We start from the raw sequence: 22,990 nt of genomic DNA on the forward strand, positions 1-22,990 counted from the left end.
GCCTGTCCTGGCCCTGTCGCTGGCAATCCGGCTCCAGGCTTCAGGCTGGGGTAGGCGCTGGCGGCTTACAGCCCGAGGATGTCCCGCGCCACGGCCTCGGCAATGCGAATGCCATCCACGCCCGCCGAGAGGATGCCCCCGGCATACCCGGCACCCTCACCTGCAGGGAACAGCCCCCTCACGTTCAGGCTCTGGTAATCCGTGCCGCGGGTAATGCGTAGCGGCGAGGAGGTACGTGTCTCGATCCCGGTGAGCACAGCGTCATGCAGGTTGTAGCCTTTGATCTGTCGATCGAAGGCTGGCAGCGCCTCGCGGATTGCCTCGATGGCGAAAGCCGGCAAACTTGGCGCCAGGTCACCCAAGGTCACGCCCGGCTTGTAGGACGGCTCGACACTACCCAGCGCGGTGGAGGGTTTGCCTGCCACGAAGTCGCCGACCAGCTGGGCCGGTGCCTGATAGTTGCTGCCGCCCATCACGTAGGCATGCGCTTCCAGGCGCTCCTGCAGTTCGATACCGGCCAGCGGGCCGCCCGGGTAATCGCGCTCAGGGTCGATACCGACCACGATGCCGGAGTTGGCGTTGCGCTCGTTACGCGAATACTGGCTCATGCCATTGGTAACGACGCGGCCTGGTTCGCTGGTGGCTGCGACCACGGTGCCGCCGGGGCACATGCAGAAGCTGTACACAGAGCGGCCGTTCTTGGCGTGGTACACCAGCTTGTAGTCAGCGGCACCCAATTTCGGGTGGCCGGCATATTTGCCAAGGCGCGCCTTGTCGATCAGCGTTTGCGGGTGCTCGATACGGAAGCCCACCGAGAACGGCTTGGCCTCCATGAACACGCCTTTGCCGTGAAGCATGCGGAAGGTATCGCGGGCGCTGTGGCCCAGGGCAAGCACCACATGGCGCGACTGCAACTGCTCGCCGCTCTCCAGCACCACGCCGCTCAGTTGGCCATCGTCGAGCAACAGGTCGGTGACTTTCTCCTGGAAGCGCACTTCGCCGCCCAGGGCGATGATGTCCTGGCGCATCTGCTCGACCATGCCGGTCAGGCGGAAAGTACCGATATGCGGCTTGTTGATGTAGAGGATCTCGTCCGGCGCACCGGCTTTGACGAACTCCTCCAGTACCTTGCGGCCATGGTGAAGCGGGTCCTTGATCTGGCTGTACAGCTTGCCGTCGGAGAAGGTCCCGGCACCGCCTTCGCCGAATTGTACGTTGGACTCGGGGTTGAGCACGCTCTTGCGCCACAGGCCCCAGGTGTCCTTGGTGCGCTGGCGCACTTCCTTGCCACGCTCGAGGATGATCGGCTTGAAGCCCATCTGGGCCAGCAGCAGACCGGCGAAGATGCCGCACGGGCCGAAGCCGACCACGATCGGGCGCTCCTGCAGGTCGGCCGGTGCGTGGCCAACGAACTTGTAGGTGACATCCGGTGCGACGGTGATGTTGCGGTCGTCAGCGAACTTGCCCAGCAGCTCCGCTTCGTTGCTGGTTTCAAGGTCGATGGTGTAGATGAACAGCAGTTCGCTGTTCTTCTTGCGCGCATCGTAGCTGCGCTTGAACAGGTTGAAGCTGAGCAGTTGCTCATCACGGATGCCCAAGCGCTGAACAATGGCTTCGCGCAGCGCTTCGTCGGGATGGTCCAGGGGCAGCTTCAGTTCGGTGATTCGTAGCATGGCAGGGTCCAGTATCCCGGCCATGGGCGGCCGGCGGCTTTACACAAACCGCCAAGTATAAGCTGTTCGCCGCCCTGACTGGCAGGATAAAAGTGCCCGGCGATCAGTTGTCGCGTGCACCGCCGTAGTAGCCGCAGCCCTGCAGGGTCTGGCCATCGATGCGCAGCTCGGCACGCAGGTGTTGCACGGCACCGGTGGCAGTATCGACGCAACGCTGCGGGGCAGCCCACAGTTCCACATGCTGGCCGTTGGCTTCGCTGGTCAGGGTCAGGCCGCCGCCGGGCACTTCCTCTTCCAGGAAAGGCAGCGGCAATGGCTCCTTGCCAATGCGGTTGATCACCATGCCTTTGCCACTGGCCTTGACGTCCCACTCGGGCTCATGGCCGCTGGCGCGCAGGGTCAGTTGCTTGAAGTTGGGGTCTTCGCAGGCGCGGGTGGACGGATCCAGGCGGTACAGGGTGCGCACCTCGAGCTGGCCGTCGTTGTCGGCCTGCTTGCTGCCGGTGAGGCGCCCGCGCACATCGGCGAACAGTTTGTCACCGGCGTCGTCTGCCAGGTTCGCGGCTTCCTGCAAAATGCCGGTGCCGGCGACATCCTTGATCACGAACCGGCGGGCTTCGTTGCAGGGCTTGAACAGCAACTGGCCGCCACCGGCGCTCAACTCGCCCTGCATGCGTGTAGTACCGATGTTCGGGTCGCTTGGTGGCGCGGCCAGCATCTGGCAGCCGGCGAACAGTGGCAGCAGGGCGGTGAGTACAAGGGAAGGGGTGAGGCGCATGGGGCGGGGCTCCGGGATGCTTGCATGAAGTGCAGGCCACGGTACGCATGCCAGGCGCCGATCACAAGAGGTGGGTACGGGCGGTGCATCTGCATCAGGCAGAAAATGGGTTGAGGTCCTGATGCCATTCAGGTGAGCGATTTGGGGCCGCGTTGCGGCCCATCGCCGGCAAGCCGGCTCCCACTGGGACCGCGCAATTTTCGAGCGTTGCGCTGTAACTATGGGAACCGGCTTGAGCGGGTAGCGCGCAGGCCTGAAGCACTGCGCGGTCGAGGTGGGAGCCGGCTTGCCGGCGATGGGCTGCGTAGCAGCCCTGAAACGCTAACTGACAGCGTCAACCGCCGAGGTAGGCGTCACGCACTTTCGGGTCGGTCAGCAGCGCCTCTCCCGTGCCCTGCATGACAACCCGGCCATTCTCCAGCACATAGGCCCGATCAGCGACTTTCAACGCCTGGTTGGCGTTCTGTTCCACCAGAAACACCGTCACGCCATCGCGGCGCAACTGTTCGATGATGTCGAAGATCTGCTGGATGATGATCGGCGCCAAACCCAGCGAGGGCTCGTCGAGCAGCAGCAGCTTGGGCTTGCTCATCAGCGCCCGGCCGATGGCCAGCATCTGCTGCTCGCCGCCGGACATGGTGCCGCCGCGCTGCACATAACGCTCTTTCAACCTCGGGAACAGTTGCAGGACTTTGTCCAGTTGCTCCTGATAGTCGCCCTTGTCGGTGAAGAAGCCACCCATGGCGAGGTTTTCCTCGACGGTCAGGCGGGCGAACACCCGGCGCCCTTCCGGGACCACGGCGATGCTCTTGCGCATGATGTGCGAGGAAGGCTGGCCGACCAGCTCCTCACCCAGGTACTTGATGCTGCCGCTGTGCGCCTGGGGCGAGCCGCACAGGGTCATCAGCAGGGTCGACTTGCCCGCGCCGTTGGCACCGATCAAGGTGACGATTTCACCCTGATTGATCTCGACGTTGACGCTATGCAAAGCCTGGATCTTGCCGTAGAAGGTGGAGACGTTCTCGAACTTCAGCATTTACGCTTCCCCCAGGTAAGCTTTGATCACGTCAGGGTTGTCGCGAATTTCCTCCGGTGTGCCGTTTGCCAGGGGCGTGCCCTGGTTGATGACGACAATATGGTCGGAAATGCTCATCACCAGCTTCATGTCGTGTTCGATCAGCAGCACCGTGACATCGTGCGACTCTCGCAGATAAGCGATCAGCGCTTTGAGATCCTCGGTTTCCTTGGGGTTCAGGCCCGCTGCCGGCTCGTCGAGCATGATGATCCGTGGCTGGGTCATCATGCAGCGGGCGATTTCCAGGCGGCGTTGCTGGCCGTAGGCGAGGGTGCCGGCGGTACGGTTGGCGAACTCGGTCAGGTTGACCTTCTCCAGCCAGTACTGCGCACGCTCCAAAGCCTCTTTCTCGCTGCGGCGGAAGCTTGGGGTCTTGAACAGGCCGGCCAAGAAGTTGGTGTTGAGGTGGCGGTGCTGGGCGATCAGCAGGTTTTCCAGCGCGGTCATCTCTTTGAACAGGCGCACGTTCTGGAAGGTCCGCACCACGCCCTTGCGGGCGATCTGGTGGCCGGCCAGCCCCTGGATCGGCTGGCCATCGAGCAGAATGGTGCCGCCGCTAGGTTTGTAGAAACCCGTCAGGCAGTTGAACACCGTGGTCTTGCCGGCGCCGTTCGGGCCGATCAGCGCCACCACCTGTTTTTCCTTGACGGTCAGGCCCACGCCGTTGACCGCCAACAAGCCGCCGAAGCGCATGCTCAGGCCGCTGACTTGCAGAATTTCGCGGCTCATCGACGCAGCTCCATGTGTGGACGTTGCATAGGCAGCAAGCCTTGCGGACGCCAGATCATCATCAACACCATCAGCGCACCGAACATCAGCATCCGGTATTCGCTGAACTCACGCATCAGCTCAGGCAGCAGGATCATCACGATGGCCGCGAGGATCACGCCCAGTTGTGAGCCCATGCCGCCAAGCACGACGATGGCGAGGATGATCGCCGACTCGATGAACGTGAACGACTCAGGTGTCACCAACCCTTGGCGGGCGGCGAAGAAGCTGCCGGCGAAACCGGCGAAGCAGGCGCCCAGAGTAAATGCCGAGAGTTTGATCACGGTCGGGTTCAGGCCCAACGCACGACAGGCGATCTCGTCTTCACGCAATGCTTCCCAGGCTCGCCCGATCGGCATGCGCAGCAGGCGATTGATGACGAACAGCGCCAACAGGGCCAGCAGCAGTGCCACCAGGTAGAGGAAGATGACCTTGTTGATCGAGTTGTACGGCAGCCCGAAGTACTCGTGGAAGGTCTGCATCCCCTCGGCGGCACGGCGTTCGAAGGTCAGGCCGAAGAGTTCCGGTTTGGGGATGTTGCTGATGCCGTTGGGGCCGCCGGTCCAGTCGGTCAGGTTGCGCAGGAACAGGCGGATGATCTCGCCAAAGCCCAGGGTCACGATCGCCAGGTAGTCACCGCGCAGGCGCAGCACCGGGAAGCCGAGCAGGAAGCCGAAGGTGGCGGCCATCAGGCCAGCGATCGGCAGGCATACCCAGAAGCTCCAGCCCAGATAGTGCGACAGCATCGCGTAGCTGTAGGCGCCGACAGCGTAGAAACCGACGTAACCCAGGTCCAGCAGGCCCGCCAGGCCGACCACGATGTTCAGGCCCAGGCCCAGCAACACGTAGATCAGGATCAGCGTGGCGATGTCGACGGCTCCGCGCGAGCCGAAGAACGGCCACACCAGCGCTACCACGATCAGGCCGATGATGATCCAGCGCTGCGTCTTGGGCAACGTCAGGAAATTGCTTACCGCCGGCGAGATCAGCTTGCGATCCGAGCGGCGGCCCATCACCGAGCTCCACTGCCTGTCGAACAGCACACGCAGGAACATCAGCACCGAGCAGGCGGCGATGATGCCGATGGTGAACGAGCCCTGGGTGTGCACCACCAGGCTGATGCCATCGATGCTCAGTTTCAGGCCCAGCACCGGGAAGGCCACGGCCCACACCAGCAAGGCGCTGAAGAACGCCTGTTTGAGATTTCTGTTCATACTTTTTCAACCTCCGGGCGGCCGAGGATGCCGGTCGGCCGGAACAGCAGGACAAGAACCAACAAGCCGAATGCCACCACGTCCTTGTACTGGTCGCCAAAGATGTCGGCGCCAAAGGCTTCGGCCACGCCCAGCACCAGGCCACCGAGCATCGCGCCCGGAATGCTGCCGATGCCGCCCAGTACTGCCGCGGTGAAGGCCTTCAGGCCCACCAGGAAACCGGCGTTGGGGTTGATCACGCCGTACTGCATGCTCAGCAGCACAGCCGCCACCGCCGCCAGCGCGGCACCGATGACGAAGGTCAGGGCGATGATGTTGTTGGTGTTGATGCCCAGCAGGTTGGCCATCTTGATGTCCTCGGCGCAGGCGCGGCAGGCGCGTCCCAGGCGAGAGCGGGAGATGAACAGGGTCAGCAGGGTCATGGCCACCAGGGTGACCACGAATACCAGGATCTGCATGTAGCTGATCAGGACTTCTTCAGCACCGCCCGGCCCGAATGAGAAGCTCCCGGGGATCAGGTTGGGGATGGATTTGTCCTTGGAATCCTGCGAAAGCAGCACAGTGTTCTGCAGGAATATCGACATGCCGATGGCGGAAATCAGCGGGATCAGACGGTTGCTGTTGCGCAGGGGGCGGTAGGCAACCCGTTCGATGCTGTAGCCATAGGCGCTGGTGACGAAGATCGTCGCGACGAAGGCAACGGTCATCAGGATCGGTAGCGAATGGATACCCATCATGGCCAGCCCTGCGAGGGCGATGAAGGCCACGTAGGACCCGATCATGTACACCTCGCCATGGGCGAAGTTGATCATGCCAATGATGCCGTACACCATCGTGTAACCGATGGCGATCAAGGCATAGGTGCTGCCGATGGTCAATCCATTAACCAGTTGTTGGAAGAAATGGTAGATCTCAGGCATTACAGCGCTCCTAAAAACCTGATTTGCATTTCGCTGGCAGGGGTAGGCCAGGAAACCGCGAGTGACGGTTTTAAGATTTTCAGGTGAACCGGCCCCCGGATCGCGGGAGTCAGGTCCATGAACCTCGTAAAACAAAGCCCACTGCTCGCACAGTGGGCTTTTACGGTCAGCTATTTAGTCACGCAGTTATTGAGGGGAGACTTCGGTCTTCGGCTTGCCGAAGTGCCATTCGTAGACCACGAACTTGAAGTCTTTCAGGTCGCCTTTTTCGTCGAACGACAGCGTGCCGGTCGGGGTCTTGAAGGAGCCGGCGTGGATGGCGTCTGCCACCTTGTCGGTGTCTTCGGACTTGGCGGCCTCGATGCCTTTGGCGATCAGCTCCACGGCGGAGTAGGCCGGGAACACGAACGGACCGCTCGGGTCCTTGCCGTCAGCCTTGATGGCGTCGACGATGGCCTTGTTCTCAGGGTCAGCGTCGAACGACTTCGGCAGGGTGACCAGCAGGCCTTCGGAGGCGTTCTGGGCGATCTGCGAGATCGAGTCGTTACCCACGCCCTCTGGGCCCATGAACTTGGCGTCCAGGCCTTTTTCCTTCGCCTGACGCAGGATCAGGCCCAGCTCTGGGTGGTAGCCGCCGTAGTAGACGAAGTCGACGTTGTTCTGCTTGAGCTTCTGGATGATCGAGGAGAAGTCCTTGTCACCAGCGTTCAGGCCTTCGAACACGGCAACCTTGGTGCCTTTCTTTTCCAGGGTTTGTTTGACCGCAGTGGCGATGCCTTCGCCGTATTGCTGCTTGTCGTGCAGCACTGCAACGACCTTCGGCTTGACGTAATCGGCGATGTAGTTGCCGGCGGCCGGGCCCTGGGCGCTGTCCAGGCCGATGGTGCGGAAGATCAGCTTGTAGCCACGGGCGGTGATTTCCGGCGAGGTGGCGGCCGGGGTGATCATGATCACGCCTTCGTCTTCGTAGATGTCGGACGCTGGCTGGGTGGAGCTGGAGCACAGGTGGCCGATGACGAACTTGACGCCGTCGTTGACCACTTTGTTGGCGACTGCCACGGCCTGTTTAGGGTCGCAGGCGTCGTCGTATTCCTTGGCTTCAAGCATTTTGCCATCCACGCCGCCCTTGGCGTTGATGTCCTTGATGGCCTGTTTCGCGCCGATGAACTGCATGTCGCCGTATTGGGTCACAGGACCCGTCTTGGGACCGGCGATGCCGATCTTGATGGTATCGGCGGCAAACGAATGGCTGGCTACCCCGGCCAGTACCATTGCGGCGAACAGCTTGGAAATCTTGATCATAGTGCTCCACTCATTCTGTTGTAATTCTTATAGTCCTGGCGGCCAGGGCTACAGACCGGGCGGGACTCGCGGTATGGCCACGCCATACTGCATGCCCACCTTCCCCCGGAACATGTCCCGGAACTGTACCGGTACAGTGTAGAGCGCTGCCCGAGCGCTTGAAAAGCGGGCGAAAAGCGCCTGTTTCGCGGGTTGTCGCATGGTCGACACAAAGATACAGAAAGGCGCCATTAGATTGCCTGCATCTTCGGCCCAACCCCACAAGTTCTGGGCCAATCGACCAAATTACATATTTGAAACCGGGTTTTTCTGCAAAAATGCCGACCTTTTTTATTGGCTGATATTTGCGGTAAAAACCCATGACTGATCAAACAAGCACCCTCTATGCCAAATTGCTGGGCGAGACGGCAACTATCGAGTGGAAAGCTTTGGAGCGTTTCTGGGCAAAGGGTGACCTGATTTGGGTCGACCCTGGCCTGGACCTGATAGCGGTTGCCGAAGTGATGGCTGAGAATCGCAGCGAGATGTTCGCCAAATGGCGGGATGATGGCACTGTGGGCCCTGTCTCGGCCGAACAGGCGCTCGACCTGCAAAGCCGCGATCCAGAGATATGGGCAGTGGTGGTTTCGCCGTTCATCCTGATTCAAGTGAAGAGCGCGAATTCTGCCGGTTGATTTTGGTGCGTAAAAATGCGCAGGCGCCCCATTATGGTGCTCGACGGCGTTCAGCTGGGGTAGAGGTAGGTAACAATTTGGCGTGGCGGTAACAGTTTACGGGATGCGTAATGGGGCCTGATAAGGCCCGGATAACCATTGGATTTGCCAGGAGTCGTTATGAGCACTGAACTGCCTTCGCTTGGATTCGCCGGGATCGGTCTGATGGGGCTGCCCATGTGTCGGCGCCTGTTGGCCGCAGGTTACCCGCTGACCGTCTGGAACCGCAGCCCGGAGAAGTGTGCCGAGCTGGTCGCAGCCGGCGCCCGGCTGGCTGCAGATCCTGCGGCGTTGTGCCGGGGCAGTGACATGGTGCTGCTGTGCCTGGCGGATACGGCGGTGGTACGCGAGGTGGTTTTCGGCGAGCGAGGTATCGCCCAGGGTGGGCGCAGTGGGCAACTGCTGATCGACTTGTCCAGCCTTGAGCCGACCGCCACCCGCGAGATGGCTGCCGAGTTGGCCGCCTTGTGCGGCATGGCCTGGCTGGATGCACCCGTGTCCGGTGGCACGCCGGGCGCCGAGGCCGGCACCTTGGCGATCATGGTCGGCGGCGAGGCTGCCGACCTGGAGCGAGCGCGCCCGGTATTGCTTACCCTTGGCCAGCGGGTCACGCACATGGGCGGGGTGGGGGCGGGGCAGGTGACCAAAGCCTGCAATCAGATGATCGTGGCCTGCAACGCCTTGGTGATTGCCGAAGTGGTGGCGTTGGCCGAGCAGTCAGGCGTGGACGCGACGCTCATCGCCCAAGCCCTGGCCGGTGGTTTTGCCGACTCCAAGCCGCTACAGATCCTGGCACCGCAAATGGCCGAGCGCCGCTTCGAACCGGTCAAATGGCACGTGCGCACGTTGCTCAAAGACCTCGACGGGGCGGTCAAGCTGTCCCGGGAGCAGGGCGCGGCGACCCCGCTCAGTGCCCTCGCCGCGCAATTGATGCGCTTGCACGGTAGCCAGGGGTATCTGCAAAAAGATCCGGCGACCCTGGTAGAGCTGTATCGCAACACGCGCTGACGGCGGCTTCCTGGCGGTCGAGCCGCTCCAGGATCGGCCGCAGTTCGGCCAGCGGTACCGGCCGGCTGAGCAGGTAACCCTGCAGGTAGTCGCAGCCGTTGGCGGCCAGAAACTCGTGCTGCTCGACGGTTTCTACACCCTCGCTGACCACCTGAAGATGCAGGGTATGGGCCATTGCGATGATCGCCTGTACGATTTCACGGTCTTTCAGGCTGGCCGGCACGTCCTGAAGAAAGCTGCGGTCGATCTTGAGGACGTCCAGAGGCAGGCGCTTGAGGTAAGCCAGTGACGAGTACCCCGTGCCGAAGTCATCGATCGAAAGGCTGACACCCTGGCCACGGATTCGCTTGAGCAGGCTGAGCGTGCGCTGGATGTCGCCCATCAGGGCATTCTCGGTGACCTCAAGTTCCAGGTGTCGAGGGGCCAGCCCCGCCTGGAACAGGGCCATTTCCACTTCTTTGGGCAACCCGTCATGGCCCAGGGTCACCGCTGAGCAGTTGACCGTGAGCTTGAGGTCGGCGAAGCCATGGCGATGCAACTGCGCCAGGTCATCGCAGGCGTGGCGTAGTACCCAGAGATCCAGGTCGACGATCAGGCCGTTGGCTTCGGCAATGCCGATGAAGCGGTCCGGGCTCAGCAACCCATGCTGCGGGTGCTGCCAGCGTACCAGCGCTTCAAGCTTGGCGACCTGGCCGGTGCCCAGGTGATAGATGGGCTGGTAATGCACGCGCAGCCCACGTTCTTCAAGCAAGGCGATGCGCAGTTCTTCTTCCAGTTGCAGTTCAAGGGTGGCGCGGGTTTTCAGGCTGCTGTTGAAAAAATGCAGGCTGTTGCGCCCACTGCCCTTGGATTGATACAGGGCAAGGTCGGCATGCTTGAGCAGCTCTTCAGCGGTGAGGCCGTCGTCGGGGTAAATGCTGACGCCGATGCTGGTGGTCATGACCATGCGCCGCCCGCCCAGGTCGATGGGGTCCTTCATGCGCTGCATGATGCGCTGTGCCAGGTGGCGTGCTTCGTCAGGCCCATTGAGGCTGGTCACCACGCAGAACTCGTCGCCGCCGAAGCGTGCCACCAGGTCGTGGCTGCGTGTGGCTGCTTTGATATGGCTGGCGATCACCTTGAGCAGTTGGTCTCCGGCGTCATGGCCGAGGCTGTCATTGATCCGTTTGAAATGGTCGATATCGAGGAACATCACCGCCAGGCGATGCTCTTCGGGATCCTGTTCGGCCAGGCGTTCGGCGAACACCTGATTGAAACCTCGCCGGTTGACCAGGCTGGTCAGTGCATCGTAGTGAGCGGCTTGCTGCAAAGAGGCGCGCGCCTGGTCCAGTTGGCTGAGCAGCATATTCACCCTGCGCAGGTCGTGTTCCTTGCTCTGCAGCTTTTTGTCGGCCAAGGCTGCGCTGATGCTGCTTGCGCTGATCAGCAGGGTGATGAAAGCCACCGTCAGGCCCAGTTGCAGGCTGTTGTCGGCGGATGGCAAATGCAGGGCGGTGTCGGCAGGAATGACCAGCGTCATGGCGGCCATGGCGGTGAAATGGGTAGCCACGATGCCGCCGGCCATGAGCAGGCTCGCGCCATATTTCAGGGCTTGGTGCAGCGTGCCGCTGCCGTTGCGGAAGTAGCGGGCCATCAGCAGTGCGGCCAGGCTGGTCAGCAGGGCGATGACGGTGCTGGCCAGCAAAAGCTCGGTTTGGTAGTACTGCTTGGCCCCGGTCTGCAACGCCGCCATGCCGACAAAGTGCATCAGCAGGATGCCCAGGCCGATCAGCAGGGCGCTTTGCAGGTAGTGCTGTGGGCCCATGCGCTCGCGGTCGAGGCTGGTCATCGCCATCCAGGCCGCACCCAATGCAATCAGCAGCGAAAGGCCGCTCAGCGGTGCATCGTAGTGCAACTCCAGCGGCGCCCTGAACGCCAGCATGCTGATGAAATGCATCGCCCAGATACCCCCGGCCAGGCAGCAGGCACCCAGCATGCGCCATTGCCTCTGTGCAGCCGGTTGTTCGCTGTGTGACTGGCGCTCGGCCATGTCCAGGGTGGCGAAGCAGGCAGCGCTGGCCACCGCGAAGGCGATCAGGATCAGTAGTGGTTCATGACGGCAGTCGATGACGATGCTGCCGCTAGCCGGCACATCGGAGAACAGTTGCAGTCCCAGCCATTCCATTGCGTGCCCCATGGTCGAGTTCGCACGGGTCTCCATTCAATCCCCAGGAGACTATCCACAAAGGAGTATAGGAACCGGTGATTAAACCTTCCGGGGTAATGGCTCTTTGATTGCAACGATTTGGTTATGAGGTCGATAACGCAGAGGTATAAAGGAGCGGGAGATGCGCTGGCACCTCCCACTACCCGCGGTCGGGCTTAGCCAGCCACCAGCACGCGGATGGCCTCAAGGCGCAGCGCTGCCTTTTCGAGCATCGCCAAGCCATCTTCACGTTGCTTGCGCAGGGCGTCGATTTCGCTGTCGCGTACGCTTGGGTTCACGGCTTTCAGAGCGGTCAGACGCGCCAGTTCTTCGTCCGCTTCGGCGGCCAAGCGGCGTTGCGCCTCTGCCACGCGCTCGACGTGGGTCGGCATGATCTTGGCTTCACCGCCACTGATGCGCTTGGCCAGCACGTCGCGCTGGGCCTGCACGAACTTGTTGGCACTGGCCCGAGGCACGCTTTCGAGTTGCTCGTTGAGCGTTTCGAAGGCCACGCGCGAGGCCAGGTCGTTGCCGTTGGCATCGAGCAGGCAGCGCAGCGCCGCAGGCGGCAGGTAGCGGCCCAGCTGCAGGCTGCGCGGCGCGACCACCTCGCTGACGAACAGCAGCTCCAGCAGCACGGTGCCAGGCTTGAGCGCCTTGTTCTTGATCAGCGCGACGGCGGTGTTGCCCATCGAGCCGGACAGCACCAGGTCCATGCCGCCCTGCACCATCGGGTGTTCCCAGGTGAGGAACTGCATGTCTTCGCGCGACAGCGCCTGGCCACGGTCGTAGGTGATGGTGACGCCTTCGTCATCGCCCAGCGGGAAGCTGGCGTCGAGCATCTTTTCGCTCGGCTTGAGGATCAGGGCGTTCTCCGAGTGGTCTTCGCTGTCGATGCCGAAGGCGTCGAACAGGGTTTCCATGTAGATCGGCAGTGCGAACTGGTCGTCCTGCTCAAGGATGTCCTGGACCAGCGCCTGGCCTTCGCCAGCACCGCCGGAGTTGAGCTCCAGCAGGCGGTCGCGGCCGCTGTGCAGTTCTGCTTCCAGGCGTTCACGCTCGCCTTTGGCTTCTGCTACCAAGGCATCCCATTGCTTGCTGTCCCCGCCTTCGAGCATCGGCAGCAGGCGTGGGCCGAACGTGTGCTGCAGGGCGTTGCCGGTCGGACAGGTATTGAGGAAGGCGTTGAGTGCTTCGTGGTACCACTGGAACAGGCGCTCTTGCGGGCTTTCCTGCAGGTAAGGGATGTGCAGCTGGATGACGTGCTTCTGACCGATCCGGTCGAGGCGGCCGATGCGCTGCTCAAGCAGGTCGGGGTGGGCCGGCAGGTCGAACATCACCAGGTGGTGGGCGAACTGGAAGTTGCGCCCTTCACTGCCGATCTCGGAGCAGATCAGCACCTGGGCGCCGAACTCTTCGTCAGCGAAGTAGGCTGCGGCGCGGTCGCGCTCAAGGATGCTCATGCCTTCATGGAAGACCGAGGCCGGAATGCCGGAGCGCACGCGCAGGGCGTCTTCCAGGTCCATGGCGGTTTCGGCGTGGGCGCAGATCACCAGGACCTTGGTGCGCTTGAGCATCTTCAGCGTGTCGATCAGCCAGTCGACGCGAGGGTCGAAACGCCACCAGCGCTCGTCGTCGCCGACTTCACCTTGGGCCTGGAACGCGACTTCCGGGTACAGCTCGGCGTGCTCGCCGGCTGGCAGGTCGCGGTACTGTTCTGGCATTGGCAGCGGGTAGGGGTGCAGTTCGCGCTCCGGGAAGCCCTGGATGGCCGCACGGGTGTTACGGAACAGGACGCGGCCCGTGCCATGGCGGTCAAGCAGTTCGCGGATCAGGCGGGCGCTCGCCTGGCTGTCGCCATCGCTGACGGCGGCCAGCAGGGCGTCGCCCTCGGCACCCAGGAAACCTTGAATGGTGGCGTGGGCCTTGGGCGACAGGCGGCCTTCGTCGAGCAGTTCCTGGACGGCTTCAGCCACCGGGCGATAGTGCTCGCTTTCGGCGCGGAAGGCTGCCAGGTCATGGAAGCGATTGGGGTCGAGCAGGCGCAGGCGCGCGAAGTGACTGTCCTGACCAAGTTGTTCGGGGGTGGCGGTGAGCAACAGTACGCCCGGGATGACCTGGGCCAGTTGCTCGACCAGGCTGTATTCGGTACTGGCCTTGTCTTCGTGCCACACCAGGTGGTGGGCTTCATCGACTACCATCAGGTCCCAGCCCGCAGCGAACAGCGCATCCTGGGCCTTTTCATCCTCGACCAGCCATTCCAGGGCGACCAGCGCCAACTGGGCGTCCTCGAACGGGTTGCTGGCGTCGCTTTCAATGAAACGTTCGGCGTCGAACAGTGCCACCTGCAGGTTGAAGCGCCGGCGCATTTCCACCAGCCATTGGTGCTGGAGGTTTTCCGGCACCAGGATCAGCACGCGGTTGGCACGCCCGGTCAGCAACTGGCGATGGATCACCAGGCCCGCTTCAATGGTTTTGCCCAGGCCCACTTCGTCGGCCAGCAGTACGCGAGGGGCGCTGCGGTCCGCCACTTCACGGGCGATGTGCAACTGGTGGGCGATCGGCTGCGCGCGGCAGCCACCCAGGCCCCACAGCGATGACTGGACCTGCTTGCTGGTGTGCTGCAGCGTGTTGTAGCGCAGGCTGAACCAGGACAATGGGTCGATCTGGCCGGCGAACAACCGGTCGCTGGCCAGGCGGAACTGGATGAAATTCGACAGCTGGGTTTCCGGCAGGGTGCGCGGCTGGTTCTGGCCGTCGAGGCCGTGGTAGACCATCAGCCCGTCGATGTCCTCGACTTCGCGTACCGTCAGTTTCCAGCCTTCGAAGTGGGTGATCTGGTCACCTGGCGAGAAGCGCACGCGGGTCAGCGGCGCATTGCGCAGGGAATACTGGCGGGTGTCGCCAGTGGCCGGGTAGAGCACGGTCAGCAAGCGGCCATCCTGGGCCAGGATGGTCCCCAGGCCGAGCTCCGCTTCGCTGTCACTGATCCAGCGTTGCCCCGGTTGATACTGCTGCGCCATACTGCCTGAACTCCCGCGATGAAAAGCCGGCTATGTTAACGGATAGGCCCGGCGGACCATAGAGTTGAAGTCCAAGAGTCTAGCTGTTTCATCGCACAATACCGTCTTGCCGATGAGGGCAACCCACGCCATGCCGCTCAAGCACCGCTGGTTGAACGCTTCTCTGGCCGTGGGCAGCCTCGTGCTGCTGGCCGCTTGCGAGCAGAAAAACTTCGAAAGCCTGCCTGCGATCCCGGTGGAGCAGCTCGAGGTGCTGGGGGTGCAGACACCGATCAAGAGCGTGCATTTCCGTGACCGGGACGGTGAAGGCCTGCTGGTGCTCAGCCGCAGCGATGGCCAGGCGGTCGATGCCGAGTCCGAGCAGGAAGTCGACAAGGTGGTGCTCAAGGCCACGCTGTACGGGCGAAACACCGAAGGCGATGGGTTCAAGCCGCGCTGGCAGATCGAGCAGGAAACCACCTGCCCTGGCCTGGACCTGGATGTCGACTTCTACAACGATGTCAGCGATGTGGGCGACCTGAACAAAGACGGCATCGCCGAGGTGACGGTGGCCAGCCATGCGTTCTGCGGCGGTGGTATCGATCCGCACGACATTGCCATCGAGATGCGCGAGGGCCAGACCAGTTACACCATCACCGGGCAGTCGTTGATCACCCCGGCAGGCGAAGAGCCGATCGGTGGCGTTCGCCAGGACAGTGCCTCGCTGAACAACGCGGCGCCAGTGCTGCGCGAGCATATGGACGCGGTCTGGCAGCAGGTCTTCAAGCGCCCCTGGAGCGAGGCCAGCCCGCCAAGCGATCAAGACCCTTATGACGAAGTGCCGTAGCCGCTGTCTATACTGGCATGACGTGGCCGACGCCGGCCGCATTACCTTGCTCGCCAACGCTCAAGGCGGCTGACAACCGGCCGATACAGTGGGCACAGGAGAATTCTCATGCTGCCGCCGATCATTCCGCTCAGTGCCGCCCCAGTGACCTCGCAACAGGACCCGGTCAAGCCGACCCCGGACATCAAGCCGGTAGTCCCCACGCAGCCTGCATCCGGTGAGAGCGCCATCGACCTCAAACAGCAACGCGACCCGCAGGAGCAGGTCCTGTTGCTGCGCGAGGAGCAGCGCCGGCAGCAGCGGCGTCATCAACAGGGGGGCGACGAGCGCTACAGCGCCTTGCCGGGTGACGAAGTCAACGGCGACAACACGGTACCGGTAGCTCCTTTTATGGGCGAGCAGACGCGCCAGGGGCTGCTGGTCGATATCGAAATCTAGGGGCCCTGTGCCGCGGGGCTGGTCATGACCCACGCCTGGCTGCATCATGCAAGTCTCTGTTGATCCTCGAGCCCACCCATGAGCCAAGACAACCTCATCGACTTCGATGCCGAACGTGCCAAGCGCGTGCACGACCTCAAGGAAAAGCGCCTGAACGAAGTGCGTCAGGCGTTCGAGCAAGCCATGCCGCTGGGCAAGGCGAAGAAAAAGAAGCCCAAGAGCAAGCCCAAGAAGCGCTGAAACTTGACGCAGGTCAACCCTGCACCCGCCTCGCGTGCCCGGCCCCGGGCACCATTGACTTCGATCAATTTCCCCGCGCCCCTTATTCGTTACCTTGCATCCATCGGACAACGGCAAACGAATCGGGAGGCCGACATGTTCTTCGACAATGTGGTTATCGCTGGTGTGGTAACGGTCGGGTTGATGTTCGCGTTCTTTGCCGGTCTGGGCATTTTCATCTGGAAGGACTCGAACAAGCGCAAGCCGCGCTGACCTTCCAGCTTCACGGGCACGCAAGGCATTTAGGGCGACTTCGGTCGCCCATTTTTTTTGTCTTGAGGTTCGAGGTGGCAGCCCTTAAAGATGATTAGCTAGCTAATTATCCGTTTTAGCATTATCCTTCCCTCCATTGTCTATCGTTTACCAGATCATCCCCCGCAAGGTCCGTTTCGTGCCAATCACCCTCCAGGCCCTGTTCGCACCCAGCAGCCTCGCCATCAAATTCGCCATCAAAACCCTGCTTGGCGGCGGCCTTGCCCTGTGGCTGGCCATGCGCTGGGGGCTGGAGCAGCCTTCCTGGGCACTGATGACCGCGTTCATCGTCGCTCAACCCCTGTCGGGCATGGTGGTACAGAAAGGCCTCGCACGCTTGGCCGGGACATTGGTCGGCACCTTCATGTCGGTGCTGTTCATGGCGCTGTTCGCCCAGACGCCATGGCTTTTTCTCATTACGCTGGCGTTGTGGCTGGCCCTGTGTACCTCGGCCTCGACCCAACTGCGCAGCGCCTGGGCGTATGCCTTCGTACTGGCCGGCTACACCGCAGCGATCATCGCCTTGCCCGCGATCGACAAGCCCCTGCAAGTGTTCGATCAGGCGGTAGCCCGTTGTACCGAGATTTGCCTGGGAATCTTCTGCGCAACGGCCACCAGCGCCTTGCTCTGGCCGATGCGGGTGGAGCAGCAGCTTGCCGGGCAGGCGCGCCAGGCCTGGCACAGCGGGTTCCAGGCCGCCAGCGCCATGCTTGGCGGTGAAGACCAGGCGCGCGAAGGCCTGCTGGAGATCCTCGGGCGCCTCGTTGCCATCGATACCCAGCGCGAACATGCCTGGTTCGAGGGCCCGCGCGGGCGCCAGCGGGCCAGCGCCATTCGTGGCCTGAGCCAGAAACTGATGGTACTGCTGCGGATTTCACGTTCGGTGCGTCGCCAGTGGCAGCAGCTGGATGAACAGCAAGCCCTGCGTCTTGGCCCGTGGCTGGAAGAAGTGCGCGCCCTGCTGGTCAAGCCCGATCAGCCGAGCCTGTTGGTGTTGCGTCAGCGCATCTGGGACGCCGCGCATGATGAGCAGATCAGCTCTGCCGAGCATTTTTGCCTGGCCCGCATGACGCTGCTACTGGACTACGCCATGGCTGCCTCACAGGCACTCGATGATGTCGAAGCGGGCAGGGCGCCGAAGGATGTGGCGCAGGGGCTGGCCGCCCACCGCGACTGGTCGCTGGCGTTGCTGTTCGGTTCCCGCAGTGCGCTGGCATTTTTGGTGATGAGTGGTTTCTGGCTCGCCACTGCCTGGCCGTCCGCGCCCGGTGGCCTGGTGCTGACGTGTGTGGTCTGCAGCCTGTTCGCCAGCCGTGAAAATGGTGCGCAGATCGGCCTCAGCTTCTTGCGGGGCATCCTGCTGGCGATCCCGACGGCATTGTTGGTGGGGCAGATCATCTTGCCGCAATGGAGCAGTTTCGCCCTGCTGTGCCTGGGCATGGGCGTGCCTCTGTTCTTTGGTGCTCTGGGTATGGCTCACCCGCGCACCGGTGCCACGGCGACTTCTTATTGCTTGCACTTCATCGTATTGGTGTCGCCGCTCAATGCCATGCAGTTCGGTGTGGCAACCATGCTCAACAGTGCCCTGGCCATGCTGGTGGGCGTAGGTGCGGCGGTCATGGCGTTTCGCCTGCTGGTGTTCCGTCACCCGGCCTGGCTTGGGCGGCGTCTGCGCGCGGCGACCCAAAGCGACCTGGTGCGCCTGACCCGGCGTGACCTGCGCGGTGCCGACAGCTGGTTTGGCGGGCGCATGGCCGACCGCCTGATGCAATTGGCACGGCACGCCGGCGAGCTGCAAGAAGCCGAACGCAAGCGTTGGGACGATGGCCTGCATGGTCTGGACATCGGCGACGAACTGGTGCACTTGCGCATGTGCCTGGCGGTCGCCCAGGCGCCGCTTGTGGATGCCGAACGGGAATATCTGCAGCAACTGGAAACAGTCTTGGCCAGTGGGCCGGCGGCCGGCCGAGGGCAGTGGCTGGATGCCGCCAGCGAGCGATTCATCGCGGCGCTACGACGCTTGCCGGCGAGTGACCCGTTACGCCTGGCCGAAGGGGCAGTGTTGCAGTTGCAGAAAAGCTGGGGCAAATGGTGCCGCTGGCAGGAGGAAGCCCATGGGGTTGCGTGAGTGGGCATTGGGCGGCGTGCTGCTCAGCCCTTTTCTGATCTACGTGCTGATGGCGCTGGTGCTTACCGGGTTGTTGCGCTTTGTCGTGCAAGCCACGCCATTGGCGCGTTGGATCTGGCATGAAGCGCTGTTCGACGCTGCGTTGTTCGTTTGTGTGCTCTATCTGGTAGTCCGCCTGCTGGGGCCTTTGTAAGGAGTGATTCGATGCGTGCTGTCGTCCGTATCCTGGTGACCCTCTGTGTGGTCGCCATTGCCATTTTGGCCGGCTATAAGCTCTGGCAGTACTACATGCTCACCCCATGGACACGTGATGCACGGGTGCGGGCAGACGTGGTGGTCATCGCGCCCGATGTGTCCGGCTGGGTGCGTGAACTCAGGGTCCAGGACAACCAGCGGGTCAAGGCTGGCGAGCTGTTGATGAGCATAGACCGTGAGCGCTTCCAGGCCGCGTTCGACCAGGCCAGCGCCGTGGCCGAGACACGCACCCAGCAGTTGCATCTGCGTGAGCGCGAAGCAGCACGGCGCACGGCACTGGGGCCCGGGGCGATCAGTGCCGAGCTGCGCGAAAACGCGCAAATCAATGCCGCCATTGCCCGCGGTGAGTTGCATGAGGCGCAAGCTCAGTTACAGGTGGCGAAAATCAACCTTGCCCGCAGCGAAGTGCGAGCACCGCGCAGTGGGCACATCACCAACTTGCGCCTGGCTCAGGGCAACTATGTAAATGCCGGCCAGTCGGTAATGGCCCTGGTGGATGACTCGACCTTTTATATCCAGGCGTATTTCGAGGAAACCAAATTGCCGCGCATCCGTGTGGGCGATTCGGTGAAGGTCTGGCTGATGGGGGCAGGAGAGGCCATGCAGGGGCATGTGGAAAGCATCAGCCGGGGTATCACCGACAAGAACAGCACCCCTGACAGCCAGTTGTTGCCGGAGGTTGAGCCAACCTTCAACTGGGTAAGGCTGGCCCAGCGAATACCGGTGCGCATCCGGCTCGACGACATTCCCGAAGGCATGAACCTCAGCGCGGGGATGACGGCCAGTGTGCAGGTGCACGAGGATGCGCCTGAGTGATCCTCGGCGATGCGTTACAGGCTGGCCGCCGACGGCCCCGGCATCTGCTTCGGTGCAGTGGCCGGCAAGTGAAAGCTGAATAGCGTGCCGGTTCGCTCATCTGAGATGACCTGCATGCGTCCACCATGGGCCAGGGCTATCTGGTTGGCTATATAAAGGCCAAGCCCAAGCCCCTGTCTTGGCCCCGCAGACAGCGGCCTGGTAAAGGGCTTGAACAGTTGGTCCAGGGTTTGTGAGGCGATGGGGTGCCCATTGTTGTGCACGCTAAGCGCGAACTCCCCGTCGGCGATCGCCGCCCTGACCGTCACCGGCCCGTCAGGCGCACCATGGGTCAGCGCGTTGGCGATAAGGTTGGAGAGCAGCTGGGCCACCCGTTCGCGATCACAGTACAGGCCGCCGATATCTCCGATCTGAAGCACGATCTGCCGCTGTGGGTGGATGTGCTGCAGTTCTGCAGCGACATGCATGAGGCCTTCGGCAAGGTCCGGGCAGGCCTTGAGGTTCAAAGGGATGCCGCTGCCAAGCCGGCCTCGGGCAAAATCCAGCACGTCGCGTACCAGCTGTGCGGCGCGCTGCCCGCAAGTGTGGATGTGGCGGGCGATCCCACGGTGCTTGTCTTCATCCAGGCGCTGAATCAACAGTTCGGCGCCTGCGGTGATGGCGAACAGAGGATTGCGCAGGTCGTGGCCGAGCACTGCGATGAACTGTTCGCGCACTTCGGCCATCGCCCGTTCCTCACGCAGGGCGCGCTCGGTGTGCTGGACGCTCTCTTCATTCTCGATCTGGATGGCGAGCACGCGGGCGAACGACTCCATCATGGGCTGGATTGCCTGGCCTTTGAGCGAGGCCGGATTCGGGTCCAGGGCGCAGATGGTGCCGAAGAAGCTGCCATCTGTACGGAACACCGGTACGGATATGTAGCTTTCGAAGCGATAGAGCTGCGGCGTATGGTGGTGGCAGTAGCGCTCATCTTCGCTGGCTTTATCGATCACGATGGTCTGGTGAGAGCTGCGAATTTCGTGGCACAGCGTGGTTGCCAATTCGAGCTCGCCGCCCACCTCGAGGCCAAAGCCCAGATTGTCGAGTACGGCGCAGGCGGTCCAGTTGCTTTCGGTAACCCGTGCCACGGCGGCGAAACGCATGCCGGTGGATTCGCAGATGACCTGAAGGATGGCGGGCACGGCGCTGATGCGGCCGATGGTGGCGATATCGGCGCTGATGGCGTTGGTCATGAACGGTCCCAAAATTGGCGACGGAATAGATTAGCCCATCAGTCTAGCGGGGCGGTTGGGCCAATGGCGAAAAACCTTGGCGAAACGGCCAGCGATTGAGCTAGGCTGGCCTTGCGCGTCGCCCACCAGAGGCGACCGTTGCCCGCCTGGCGTGCGTCACTTCCGGTTATTTGCGAGGTTTCGACATGGCCATCACATCCCAGGACATCTGCAGTGCGGCCGACCAGCTCAAGGGCTTCGTCGGCTTTCATGGCAAACGCGGCGTCCATATCGTACGGTTCAGCGAAGACGCGTTCGGTATGGACGTGGCAGACGAGAGCATCATCCCGTGCAGCGAGTTCGTCTGGCGGCCAGCGCAGGGCGCGCACATGGCGCTGTGCCGCCAGCGCCTGTCGCTGCTGCTGGAGCAGCATGTGGACGATCGGCTGAACATTGCCGAACCGCTGCGCCAGTACCTGCGGCGCACGGACCTGCCGGAAATTCTGGCGCAGCGCTCCTTGCGCTGCTGACAGTGCCGCGGCGGTGATGATGCTCTTGAAATGGCCGATATCGATCAGAGCAATTACTGATGGCGTTTGCAGGTACTGGCAAGCCTGGACGCGAAGCTGGAGCCAATGCTTCCAGCCACAGTGATCCAGCAGCCCGGTCAGACTAGCAATCAGGTTCAGGTCCCGAGGCCGGCGCTTGTGTCCGGAAAGCTTGATCGCCAGGCGGTAGCGCACCTAGCCCGGACCAGTGGATAGAGTGTCAGCATTGGCAGCTTGATGTGGCCCCTGGTTAGCTGCGTGTTTTGCCAGGGGCCTGGCCGCCTAGGATTCCCAGGTGGAACTGCGTTGGCGAGCCCGAACCGGCAGCGACTGCACGCTTCGGATCATTGCTTGTCGTCCTGCTTGCCGAACGAAGACCTTTTTTCATCCTTCAATAGCTGCGAAGGTGGCTTGCCGCTGTCGCTTCGCACCTGGGCGTGGCTGATAAGGGCAAAAATGAAGCTGCCGCCAATGATATTCCCGGCCAGGGTCGGCAAGGCAAACTCCAGCCAGAAGCTGCGCCAGCTTTCGTCTCCCGCCCAGACCAGATAGGACACCTCGACCGAACCTACGACGATGTGAGTGAAGTCGCCCAGTGCCATCAGGTAGGTGATCATCAGGATGATCCAGATCTTGGCGTTCTCCATGGATGGGATCATCCACACCATGGTCGCTATCATCCAGCCCGATATGATGCCCTTGGCGAACATCTGGCTGATATCGTTCTCCATCACCTTGCGGCCGATTTCAAGGAAGGCGACATCCGTCTTGCTGTCGAAAATGGGCAGCTCGAGGATGACCCAGGCAACCAGCAAGGTGCCTGCCAGGTTTCCTACCAGTACTACGCCCCATAGGCGCAACAGGCGCCCGAGGTTGGCGAAGGTTGGTGTCGTCATCACCGGCAGGACCGCTGTGAGGGTGTTTTCCGTAAACAGTTGTTGACGCGCCAGGATCACCGCAAGAAAGCCCGCGCTGTAGCCGATGCTGGCGATGACGTGCGCACTCTCGCCTTCGGGCAGGCGGGCGTAAAAAAGCCCCATGGCCATGAATGAAAGCCCCATGGTCAGGCCAGCTGCCAAGGCCGACCACCACAGCGCCGCCAGGGTCCGCTCCAGTTCCTGGTCGCCCTGATAGCGAATGATTTCGTGCAGAACCGCCGCCCTCGGGGGTTGGTTATGGCTGACTTCCTTCTCTTCATCAGCCGACAGGCCAGGGGTCTTCTCGCTCTGCGCATCGCTCATGCCATTGCCCTCCACGGAGTGTTTATCTACAGAGCGATGGTTCATGCATTTAGTTGCCCAGCGGCTGCAAAATGCGAGGCGAAGTTTTTTTAGATCAAGGTGTTGACTCAAATTTCAAACCGCGTATTATTCGCCTCCTCGCAGCGTTGAACGCGGTGAGGCAGGCGGTAAGTTGTTGAAGTTCAAAGCTTTTGAAAGAAAGCGGATTCGAAAAAACTTCAAAACAAACGCTTGACAGCAAATGAGGAAAGCGTAGAATGCGCGCCTCGGTTGAGACGAAAAGCTCTTAACCAAACGCTCTTTAACAAATCGAATCAAGCAATTCGTGTGGGTGCTT

Annotated in this window: 21 protein-coding genes; 10 read left to right on the forward strand and 11 right to left on the reverse strand. The window is 62.1% G+C overall.

All coding sequences use genetic code 11. The annotated features are described in order from the left end of the window. Positions 1-65: 65 nt before the first annotated feature. From ACIPZC_RS15455 to ACIPZC_RS15485, 7 genes are all read right to left on the reverse strand, one after another. A complete protein-coding gene (locus tag ACIPZC_RS15455; protein WP_400627855.1) occupies positions 66-1,673 on the reverse strand; it encodes an NAD(P)/FAD-dependent oxidoreductase in 1,608 nt (535 codons plus the stop codon). A 103-nt stretch (positions 1,674-1,776) separates the two neighbouring features. After that, a complete protein-coding gene (locus ACIPZC_RS15460) occupies positions 1,777-2,451 on the reverse strand; it encodes a COG3650 family protein (RefSeq protein WP_400627857.1) in 675 nt (224 codons plus the stop codon). A gap of 334 nt (positions 2,452-2,785) precedes the next feature. Further along, positions 2,786-3,487, reverse strand: a complete 702-nt coding sequence (locus ACIPZC_RS15465) for an ABC transporter ATP-binding protein (protein WP_012313071.1) — start codon at positions 3,485-3,487, stop codon at positions 2,786-2,788. Then, on the reverse strand, positions 3,488-4,255 hold the full coding sequence (livG, locus tag ACIPZC_RS15470) for a high-affinity branched-chain amino acid ABC transporter ATP-binding protein LivG (RefSeq protein ID WP_241804908.1): 768 nt from the start codon (positions 4,253-4,255) through the stop codon (positions 3,488-3,490). Then, the gene (locus ACIPZC_RS15475) at positions 4,252-5,508 is read right to left on the reverse strand and encodes a high-affinity branched-chain amino acid ABC transporter permease LivM (protein WP_267821479.1); all 1,257 of its coding nucleotides are present in this window, start codon (positions 5,506-5,508) and stop codon (positions 4,252-4,254) included. Before ACIPZC_RS15475 ends, livG begins: the two co-directional genes overlap by 4 nt. Further along, complete coding sequence (livH, locus tag ACIPZC_RS15480; RefSeq protein WP_008097482.1) at positions 5,505-6,428, reverse strand: high-affinity branched-chain amino acid ABC transporter permease LivH; 924 nt, start codon at positions 6,426-6,428, stop codon at positions 5,505-5,507. The genes ACIPZC_RS15475 and livH overlap by 4 nt, the downstream gene beginning before the upstream one ends. A gap of 186 nt (positions 6,429-6,614) precedes the next feature. After that, positions 6,615-7,730, reverse strand: coding sequence for a branched-chain amino acid ABC transporter substrate-binding protein (locus tag ACIPZC_RS15485; protein ID WP_400627861.1), 1,116 nt, complete (start codon positions 7,728-7,730; stop codon positions 6,615-6,617). Positions 7,731-8,089: 359 nt separating this feature from the next. Between ACIPZC_RS15485 and ACIPZC_RS15490 the strand changes: the two genes are divergently transcribed. Both ACIPZC_RS15490 and ACIPZC_RS15495 read left to right on the forward strand, forming a co-directional pair. Then, positions 8,090-8,404 (forward strand): DUF2288 domain-containing protein, encoded by a 315-nt coding sequence (locus tag ACIPZC_RS15490; protein ID WP_241804911.1) that lies wholly within the window; start codon positions 8,090-8,092, stop codon positions 8,402-8,404. Positions 8,405-8,563: 159 nt separating this feature from the next. Beyond that, entirely contained in the window at positions 8,564-9,451 is an 888-nt protein-coding gene (locus ACIPZC_RS15495; RefSeq protein ID WP_400627863.1) for an NAD(P)-dependent oxidoreductase, read from the forward strand. Here the strand turns inward: ACIPZC_RS15495 and ACIPZC_RS15500 are convergent. Beyond that, a complete protein-coding gene (locus ACIPZC_RS15500) occupies positions 9,351-11,615 on the reverse strand; it encodes a putative bifunctional diguanylate cyclase/phosphodiesterase (RefSeq protein WP_400627865.1) in 2,265 nt (754 codons plus the stop codon). The genes ACIPZC_RS15495 and ACIPZC_RS15500 overlap by 101 nt on opposite strands. Positions 11,616-11,812: 197 nt before the next feature. After that, the gene (rapA, locus tag ACIPZC_RS15505) at positions 11,813-14,659 is read right to left on the reverse strand and encodes an RNA polymerase-associated protein RapA (protein WP_400627867.1); all 2,847 of its coding nucleotides are present in this window, start codon (positions 14,657-14,659) and stop codon (positions 11,813-11,815) included. Positions 14,660-14,789: 130 nt separating this feature from the next. Between rapA and ACIPZC_RS15510 the strand changes: the two genes are divergently transcribed. From ACIPZC_RS15510 to ACIPZC_RS15540, 7 genes are all read left to right on the forward strand, one after another. Then, positions 14,790-15,485, forward strand: a complete 696-nt coding sequence (locus tag ACIPZC_RS15510) for a M949_RS01915 family surface polysaccharide biosynthesis protein (RefSeq protein ID WP_400627887.1) — start codon at positions 14,790-14,792, stop codon at positions 15,483-15,485. A gap of 108 nt (positions 15,486-15,593) precedes the next feature. Further along, on the forward strand, positions 15,594-15,923 hold the full coding sequence (locus ACIPZC_RS15515; protein WP_400627869.1) for an aspartate-semialdehyde dehydrogenase: 330 nt from the start codon (positions 15,594-15,596) through the stop codon (positions 15,921-15,923). A gap of 78 nt (positions 15,924-16,001) precedes the next feature. After that, entirely contained in the window at positions 16,002-16,163 is a 162-nt protein-coding gene (locus ACIPZC_RS15520) for a hypothetical protein (RefSeq protein ID WP_012313081.1), read from the forward strand. A 135-nt stretch (positions 16,164-16,298) separates the two neighbouring features. Continuing rightward, positions 16,299-16,415: a cytochrome c oxidase subunit CcoM gene (gene ccoM / locus ACIPZC_RS15525; protein WP_008097462.1), complete on the forward strand. Its 117-nt coding sequence runs from the start codon at positions 16,299-16,301 to the stop codon at positions 16,413-16,415. 178 nt (positions 16,416-16,593) lie between these two features. Beyond that, the gene (locus ACIPZC_RS15530) at positions 16,594-18,582 is read left to right on the forward strand and encodes an FUSC family protein (protein WP_400627872.1); all 1,989 of its coding nucleotides are present in this window, start codon (positions 16,594-16,596) and stop codon (positions 18,580-18,582) included. Beyond that, positions 18,569-18,775 (forward strand): DUF1656 domain-containing protein, encoded by a 207-nt coding sequence (locus tag ACIPZC_RS15535; RefSeq protein ID WP_241804917.1) that lies wholly within the window; start codon positions 18,569-18,571, stop codon positions 18,773-18,775. Before ACIPZC_RS15530 ends, ACIPZC_RS15535 begins: the two co-directional genes overlap by 14 nt. Positions 18,776-18,786: 11 nt before the next feature. Continuing rightward, positions 18,787-19,653, forward strand: coding sequence for an efflux RND transporter periplasmic adaptor subunit (locus tag ACIPZC_RS15540; RefSeq protein WP_400627874.1), 867 nt, complete (start codon positions 18,787-18,789; stop codon positions 19,651-19,653). 14 nt (positions 19,654-19,667) lie between these two features. On the opposite strand, the gene ACIPZC_RS15545 is transcribed toward ACIPZC_RS15540, so the two are convergent. Further along, positions 19,668-20,885, reverse strand: coding sequence for an ATP-binding protein (locus ACIPZC_RS15545; RefSeq protein WP_400627876.1), 1,218 nt, complete (start codon positions 20,883-20,885; stop codon positions 19,668-19,670). Positions 20,886-21,070: 185 nt separating this feature from the next. Between ACIPZC_RS15545 and ACIPZC_RS15550 the strand changes: the two genes are divergently transcribed. Next, entirely contained in the window at positions 21,071-21,394 is a 324-nt protein-coding gene (locus ACIPZC_RS15550) for a DUF2025 family protein (RefSeq protein WP_241804920.1), read from the forward strand. 362 nt (positions 21,395-21,756) lie between these two features. Here the strand turns inward: ACIPZC_RS15550 and ACIPZC_RS15555 are convergent, their stop codons facing one another. After that, on the reverse strand, positions 21,757-22,653 hold the full coding sequence (locus ACIPZC_RS15555) for a formate/nitrite transporter family protein (RefSeq protein ID WP_241804921.1): 897 nt from the start codon (positions 22,651-22,653) through the stop codon (positions 21,757-21,759). Between the last annotated feature and the right edge of the window lie 337 nt (positions 22,654-22,990).

The organism is Pseudomonas sp. NPDC089743 (assembly GCF_044748785.1).
GTDB classification, from domain to species: Bacteria; Pseudomonadota; Gammaproteobacteria; order Pseudomonadales; family Pseudomonadaceae; genus Aquipseudomonas; species Aquipseudomonas putida_X.

Coding starts and splice junctions, on each gene's coding strand:
- ACIPZC_RS15510 (WP_400627887.1), top strand. CDS start 14,790: ATGCCGCTCAAGCACCGCTGGTTGAACGCTTCTCTGGCCGTGGGCAGC.
- livG (WP_241804908.1), bottom strand. CDS start 4,255: ATGAGCCGCGAAATTCTGCAAGTCAGCGGCCTGAGCATGCGCTTCGGC.
- ACIPZC_RS15515 (WP_400627869.1), top strand. CDS start 15,594: ATGCTGCCGCCGATCATTCCGCTCAGTGCCGCCCCAGTGACCTCGCAA.
- ACIPZC_RS15555 (WP_241804921.1), bottom strand. CDS start 22,653: ATGAGCGATGCGCAGAGCGAGAAGACCCCTGGCCTGTCGGCTGATGAA.
- ACIPZC_RS15520 (WP_012313081.1), top strand. CDS start 16,002: ATGAGCCAAGACAACCTCATCGACTTCGATGCCGAACGTGCCAAGCGC.
- ccoM (WP_008097462.1), top strand. CDS start 16,299: ATGTTCTTCGACAATGTGGTTATCGCTGGTGTGGTAACGGTCGGGTTG.
- ACIPZC_RS15460 (WP_400627857.1), bottom strand. CDS start 2,451: ATGCGCCTCACCCCTTCCCTTGTACTCACCGCCCTGCTGCCACTGTTC.
- ACIPZC_RS15535 (WP_241804917.1), top strand. CDS start 18,569: ATGGGGTTGCGTGAGTGGGCATTGGGCGGCGTGCTGCTCAGCCCTTTT.
- ACIPZC_RS15540 (WP_400627874.1), top strand. CDS start 18,787: ATGCGTGCTGTCGTCCGTATCCTGGTGACCCTCTGTGTGGTCGCCATT.
- ACIPZC_RS15465 (WP_012313071.1), bottom strand. CDS start 3,487: ATGCTGAAGTTCGAGAACGTCTCCACCTTCTACGGCAAGATCCAGGCT.
- ACIPZC_RS15455 (WP_400627855.1), bottom strand. CDS start 1,673: ATGCTACGAATCACCGAACTGAAGCTGCCCCTGGACCATCCCGACGAA.
- livH (WP_008097482.1), bottom strand. CDS start 6,428: ATGCCTGAGATCTACCATTTCTTCCAACAACTGGTTAATGGATTGACC.
- ACIPZC_RS15485 (WP_400627861.1), bottom strand. CDS start 7,730: ATGATCAAGATTTCCAAGCTGTTCGCCGCAATGGTACTGGCCGGGGTA.
- ACIPZC_RS15500 (WP_400627865.1), bottom strand. CDS start 11,615: ATGGAATGGCTGGGACTGCAACTGTTCTCCGATGTGCCGGCTAGCGGC.
- ACIPZC_RS15475 (WP_267821479.1), bottom strand. CDS start 5,508: ATGAACAGAAATCTCAAACAGGCGTTCTTCAGCGCCTTGCTGGTGTGG.
- ACIPZC_RS15550 (WP_241804920.1), top strand. CDS start 21,071: ATGGCCATCACATCCCAGGACATCTGCAGTGCGGCCGACCAGCTCAAG.
- ACIPZC_RS15495 (WP_400627863.1), top strand. CDS start 8,564: ATGAGCACTGAACTGCCTTCGCTTGGATTCGCCGGGATCGGTCTGATG.
- ACIPZC_RS15545 (WP_400627876.1), bottom strand. CDS start 20,885: ATGACCAACGCCATCAGCGCCGATATCGCCACCATCGGCCGCATCAGC.
- rapA (WP_400627867.1), bottom strand. CDS start 14,659: ATGGCGCAGCAGTATCAACCGGGGCAACGCTGGATCAGTGACAGCGAA.
- ACIPZC_RS15490 (WP_241804911.1), top strand. CDS start 8,090: ATGACTGATCAAACAAGCACCCTCTATGCCAAATTGCTGGGCGAGACG.